This window comes from Microcoleus sp. bin48.metabat.b7b8b9.023, assembly GCF_013299185.1.
Lineage (GTDB): Bacteria > Cyanobacteriota > Cyanobacteriia > Cyanobacteriales > Microcoleaceae > Microcoleus.
In genome coordinates, this window is the sequence record NZ_JAAFKG010000018.1 from 102607 (window position 1) to 108877 (window position 6271).

The following is a 6271-nucleotide window of genomic DNA, read 5'->3' on the forward strand; positions in this document are numbered from 1 at the left end:
TAATAAAAAAGGTTCGTAGTGAGGACTTTAGTCCTTCTTCTGTCAAGGACTAAAGTCCTCACTACGAACCAAATCGAGCATTGCAATCCTTCCTGTTTCCCGATCGTACCGGAATCGATCGATCGTTCCTGCCTGAATTTTTTCAATTAGCACACAAGTCATATCATGTCCCCTCGATTACCATAGTAAAAAAGGTTCGTAGTGAGGACTTTAGTCCTTCTTCTGTCAAGGACTAAAGTCCTCACTACGAACCAAATCGAGCATTGCAATCCTTCCTGTTTCCCGATCGTACCGGAATCGATCGATCGTTCCTGCCTGAATTTTTGCGATCGCATCCTCGATCGCATCCAGGGGAACAAAAAACCACTCCTTCGGCTGCACCAGCATACCGAAACGATCCTGTAAGTCCAAATCCAATCGAGCACTGCTGAAAAACTTATGAATAATTACCTCAAGTCGCTTCCGATTGATATTTGCTAATTTAAATTTGGCGACAATTTCTACATCCGCTAGCAGATAGGTAGGGTCTTTCTTCGCATTGGCAATCCGCCTTTTTACGTCTCCTCCCGTGACACCAATCTTGTGAATGAAAGACCGATTCTCCACAATATAAGGATGTTCGGATTTGCTTCTGAGCACGTAAAGATAGCCCGTTGGTAAGTCATCTGCTGCTTCAATATCTGCAAACAGCGGGCCGAAATCTGGGGTGGTGATGCGGCGGCTGGCCTTGTCCTTATTTAAAGCACGTTGAAGCGATCGCACTAACAAATCGCTCTCAGTCCCATTGTCATAAACCACCCGCAACCGGCAATCTTGCCGCCCGTAATCGCTGACAAACGGTTCACCCATATGCACCACCATCACCTTGTGCCCGTCGAGGATGAACAAATCACCTTCGTTGACGGCCGCATAGTCCTGATATTTGACACTTTTCCGTTCCCCAGACTGCAATTGGCGCTGCACTTTCTCAAAAAAAGGTTTGAATTCATCAAAGTCTTGGCAGGGAGTCCGTTGGGCGATTTCCTCCGCTGCTTTGATTTCGCTGCGCGATCGCACATGAGTAAGCTGGCTAACGTCGTTTTCGGAGGCGGCATCAACTCCCAGGGATGCCAGCAGTGCTTCATCTGTGAGATCGTTTTTGGCGATCGCACCGAGATCAGTCTCAGCATCCAACAGTCGGCGCGAGTCTAGCGGTTCCAAGACGGCGCGACATTCCTCCGATTCTCGCAGGCGATCGAGCCTGACAGCATAAAGTCGCTCGAAAATATCACAATCCTCACCGTGCTGAGGCAGTCTGCCCTGTTCCTCCACAAACCGCTCGATTTCCTCAAAACCCGCGATAATCCGCTCTTCTCTAGCTGAACGCTGGCCGGAGGGTTTGGGGGCGATGTCTATGCCCAATTCCGCCAGCAACTCCAAATCTTCATCGGTGGTATAATTAGGCATTTTTTTCCTCCTTTACCTTGCGTGTGAGGAAAGCAACCCCTTCTGCCATGCGTTTTTCCCACGGATCTGTCGCCGTCAGGGAAGGCAATCTGCCCTTTTCTTGTCTGAAACGACTCGCCCGTTTGGCTAATTCCCGCGCGTCTTCCACGCTAAGGACAATCCGTTTAGCCGCAATGATTTCCGCCACCAGCTTCAGTCTTTCTTCGCTCATCGACTTGGCGAGGATGGCGTAGGCTTCACCGAAGGGATTGATGCGATCGATCAAATCCATTTCCAACTCAGTTACTGATAGCGCAAACTGCCTCACTCCGTCGATGAGAGCAGTGTTTTTTGCCGCCTCACCGCTTTGAGTGGTATAGGTTCCACCGCCTTCGTTCATGGTTTTTTTGGCTTGTTGAACGACGGTTAAAGCTGCGATCGCGTGTTGGCGAATGGCTTCTCGATCGCCCTCATCTAGATTTGGACACTTTTCTTTGATGATTTTGCCCATGCGAACCTGGGTTAATTCTTCCGGCACCAATTCCTCATCAAATAGGCCGCGCTCGATCGTCGGTTTATCTTGGACAAAGGCGGCCACTAATTCGGTCAAATCTTCGCGACAAATGCGATCGGCTTCCGGGCTTTTGGGTGTCGCTAATCCCTTAATTTCCATCTGAATCAAGCCTTTCTCTGGATTGATGCCCGCGTTGCACTTATTCGGATTGTAGCCATCTTCGCCGTAGTCGAAGCCGGGAGTGGGCCCATTGTCCGGGCGCTTGGGTTTGAACTCGAAGCGGGGGGCGAGTACCTGTTCCATCAACAGGCTGGCTGCAATGGCTTTGAGGGTGTCGTTAACTGCTTCTGTGACGGCAGATTCGGCGGCATCCGGTTCCGCAATCAGGTTGGTGAATCGGGCGCGGGTTTTCCCTGGTGCATCGCGGGTGGCGCGGCCGATAATTTGAATGATTTCGGTCAAACTGGAGCGGTAGCCGATCGTCAGGGCGTGTTCGCACCAGATCCAATCAAAGCCCTCTTTTGCCATGCCGAGGGCAATAATGATATCGATGCGATCGCGATCGTTCTTATATTTCGAGTCTTTCAGGGCGACGGAGACTCGATCGCGCTTAGTCGGATCGTCATCTACGAGATCGGCAATTTTGAGAATCGTACCATCGGCGGTTTTAACCAGTTGAAATCCCGTACTCGGATCGATGCCTTGCCATTCGCCAAGTTCCTCGATGATGTGTTCCACCTCGCGAATTTTGTCCTTCGTACTTTCGCGGGAATTCACATTAGGAATGTGCAGGATTGTTTTCTCTTTCGGATTCAACACCCGCACGATTTCATCGGTGTAGCTACCTGCATAGAAGTAATAGCCGATGTCGAGTTGCTTCAGGTATTCGTAGCCGTTGAGTTGTTCGTAATAGGTGTAAGTGACTGTATCGAATCGGGATTCATCTTCGGGATGTAACACGGCTTCGGCATCGCCGCGAAAATAGGAACCAGTCATGGCTATGATATGGGTTTTATCGCGGGCCATGAGTTGGCGGACGCGATCGCCCAGTTTGTTGTCTGGATTGGCAGAAACATGGTGAAATTCATCTATGGCGATTAGGCGATCGTCCAAAACCTCCACACCAAACTTATCCAAGGCAAAGCGGAATGTGGCGTGAGTGCAGATTAGAATCTTGGCATCGCTGGCTAGAAACTTCTGCACCGCGCCTACTTTGCCACCGTCATTTCCCGGTGCATCGCAGAGATTCCACTTCGGCTCAACTTGCCAATCCGCCCAAAATCCAAACTGACTCAAAGGTTCATTATGGAAGCTGGAGCCGATCGCCTTTTCTGGCACTACAATAATGGCTTGTTTCAGTTTCTGATTCTCTAATTTGTCCAGGGCGATGAACATCAACGCGCGACTTTTACCAGAGGCGGGAGGCGATTTGATCAAGAGATATTGTTCGCCGCGCTTCTGGTAAGCCCGTTCCTGCATTGGGCGCATCCCCAGGGCGTTGGGGCGACAAGAAGTGCCATCTTGGGCGTAGGTGACGGAAACTGAGGGAATTGCGATCGGCTTGCTCATGGGTGGGAGTTTTTTTCTTTGAGACTTGCTAAAATCGGTTTGCATTAAAGCACTTTTTTGTTGATATGTATGCGTTTGAGACTTCGAGACTCGCCAGCATCGATTTGCGTTAAAGCACTTTTACGCCCAAAAAGGGAGGTAATATCGTTTCCGGTTGCATCGGAATGATATGGAGGAGAAGAGGACACGGCACTGCCGTGTCCCTACAATATTATTTTAGGTAGGGACACGGCACTGCTGTGTCCTAATTTCTACCACTAATAATTCCGATGCTACCAGATTTGATATAACGAGTCTGTTCCAGCCGAACTAACAATTAGAATCAATATCGCCCATGACAGCAAGCGCCAACTTAAACTTAAGTTCTTCACTGAAATCTTCCTCGAAAATAAGAGACTCAATCAGTTCACATAGAAACTCTTTAGAAATTTTTCCCTCTGCTATCCAAACGGCGATATTTTCCATTTCTAGGACAAACTTTTTGACTAAAAAACCATAACCATTGAGCTTGAGAAAATAAGCACCCAATGCAATACTAGAGCGTTTATTGCCATCATTAAAAGCATGAAATTTGTTGACGGCAAAAACTAGGTGAGTTAACTTGTGGTGAATTTCAGGGTAATAGAGATCGTTTTGAATATGTTCTAATGCGCTCTCTAGTAGACTCGGATTATTAGAACCCGGAAATCCCCCTGATTTTTCGATAATCCAATCATGCAGCTCGATCGCATAATGAATGTCAAAGTAAAAGAAATCTGCTGCCATAAATTACCGATCCTTCAATCGCTTAAATACAGCCAAAAGAGCCGGATCGGAAAGTTGCTCTTCTAAAGAACGGCTGGCTTCTCCTAAAAATTTCTCAAAGTCGTTCTCTGGAACGCTTTGGATATAGGCTTCTAATTTTTGATGCAGAGCATCCCGAAACCCTAGATCGCGACTGGCCATTTTGATGCGGGCATCTTCAATAATCGGTTTTAGATAGGGGTTTTCCTCTGCGGATTCCAATAGTGAATCAACCTCTTTCTGTTTCAGCTTTCGTCCCACTTTTTCTGACTCGGCTTTCAATTCTGCTGCCAAACCATTCTCTAGACTGGCAATGGCGATGAGAACTTCGGCATACATGGTGTCACGGGGGCAATCGTTTTTACCCAGACTTAATATCTGCTTGTATTCTTCGGCTTTCTCTCGGAAAACAATCTGATACACTTTGTTGGTGTAAATGCCATACTTAAACTTGCCCATGTCGAGGTAATTATCGAGGGCATCGGTAAAGGTTTTGCGATAGCTAAATTCTTGATAGACTGCTGGTAAATAATTGCTATCTCTCTGGTTAATGTATTTGGTATGTCCGCCTGCCCGTTCTGCCATTACGTCAATGACGATATCTAAGATGCGCGATCGAATTGCACGAGCCCGATCGCTCTCCACTAGCACCATTGCTAGGTTTAGGGTTGCCCGGAAGGTGAAAACCCCTAGGACTGTGGTTTTGGTACCGTAATCAGTTACGGTAGCATCCATCAAACCCTTGAACTCTCGAAGTTTCTGACCTCGTAGCACCCTATAGCCATTAGTTTTCAGCTCATCCTTGTGACTGGATAGATACTTTTCAATTGTACTGTCGCTGATGCCGAAAATTTCAATCAGTTGTTGTTTAGTAAAAAGCAGTTCTTCTTCATAGTAAGTCCCTCCTAATCCCAAGTATTCTTCTATTTTTTCTAAGGCATAGCGATTGTTGAGGATATTTTGCCGATCGCGCAGCGATGAAGTTAAATCTTTTGCCATTATCAATTTTCTCCTTTGGTTTTACGTTTGGCAGACTTTTGGGGGGAAGTTTTTTGGGCGGTCATTTTAGTATACAATTCAAACAGTTTTTGCAGACATTCGGTGTTGTTTTTGAAGCTACTAACTAAAGCTGGTTTAAAAGTTCTGTAGGGGAGTAAATGGGGAGGTTGCTACCGATGAAGTCTTTCCGATCGCGCGTGACGATCGCATCGAGTTGACTGAGGGTGGCGCAGGCGAGTTGGATACTGTCTTCAAAGTCTTTCAGGCCAAGACTGAGAGCAGTTTCGACGATGTTAGTATCAATGAGAATTTTCACGGGAAGAGTTACTGGTATTTTTGAGTGAGATAGTCGGTATATTCTGCCTGTAACTCCTCATCGTTTGGGGCAGATCCAGACCGTTTGGCGATGCCCCGAAGTCCAGTGAGAGTGCCGGGAGGAATAGTTTGACGGGGGGAGAGTTGTTTTTGGTGGAGAAATTCGGCGAAGTTGAGGACTTCGTTGATTTGGCTTTCTGGGAAAGTTTGGATCAGTTGATAGAGTCTTTCGGCCGCTGTCATGACTTGTAGGGTGTGACTGTGTTTTATAGAGCTATTTTAGCGTTCGGCAATGCAGCATAAACTAGATACCCAGACTTGAAAGAAGTTCTTCAATAGACTTCATCGGTAAATACAGCTTCATCGGCTCCTCATTGAAGGCGATAAAACCGTATTTTTTGTAAAAGCTCGCGGCTTTTTCATTCAAAGCATCGTATCGGCTCAATAAGTAGGGGTAGCAGTTAATCTGGCTGCCAAGACAATCCCAACGGATAAAGAGCAGATTTTTCGCGAATAATAGTGGACAGAGAGGGAATAACTCCAAGTTGAGAAATTCGGTCGCGCACATAATCAAAAAAACTGATTCCCAACTGACGTGTAGTAGCAACAAGAGACATAAAAGTATCCCATGCCTGAGTACCCTCAATAGTTTGAGTTGCATAACTA

General features: G+C 46.9%; 6 protein-coding genes and 1 pseudogene. All 7 read right to left on the reverse strand.

The window, feature by feature from the left end; genetic code table 11:
• Positions 1-225: 225 nt before the first annotated feature.
• The gene (locus QZW82_RS13020; protein WP_293148720.1) at positions 226-1446 is read right to left on the reverse strand and encodes a GIY-YIG nuclease family protein; all 1221 of its coding nucleotides are present in this window, start codon (positions 1444-1446) and stop codon (positions 226-228) included.
• Positions 1439-3508, reverse strand: coding sequence for a DEAD/DEAH box helicase (locus tag QZW82_RS13025; protein WP_366665016.1), 2070 nt, complete (start codon positions 3506-3508; stop codon positions 1439-1441). Before QZW82_RS13025 ends, QZW82_RS13020 begins: the two co-directional genes overlap by 8 nt.
• 309 nt (positions 3509-3817) lie before the next feature.
• On the reverse strand, positions 3818-4273 hold the full coding sequence (locus QZW82_RS13030; protein ID WP_293148723.1) for a type II toxin-antitoxin system death-on-curing family toxin: 456 nt from the start codon (positions 4271-4273) through the stop codon (positions 3818-3820).
• Between the two features lie 3 nt (positions 4274-4276).
• Positions 4277-5290, reverse strand: coding sequence for a DNA-binding protein (locus QZW82_RS13035; protein ID WP_293148725.1), 1014 nt, complete (start codon positions 5288-5290; stop codon positions 4277-4279).
• Between the two features lie 124 nt (positions 5291-5414).
• Positions 5415-5606: a PIN domain-containing protein gene (locus QZW82_RS13040; protein WP_293148727.1), complete on the reverse strand. Its 192-nt coding sequence runs from the start codon at positions 5604-5606 to the stop codon at positions 5415-5417.
• Between the two features lie 8 nt (positions 5607-5614).
• The gene (locus QZW82_RS13045; RefSeq protein WP_293148729.1) at positions 5615-5848 is read right to left on the reverse strand and encodes a DUF2281 domain-containing protein; all 234 of its coding nucleotides are present in this window, start codon (positions 5846-5848) and stop codon (positions 5615-5617) included.
• A 218-nt stretch (positions 5849-6066) separates the two neighbouring features.
• Positions 6067-6271 (reverse strand): annotated as a pseudogene (locus tag QZW82_RS13050) (hypothetical protein); the annotation flags it as partial.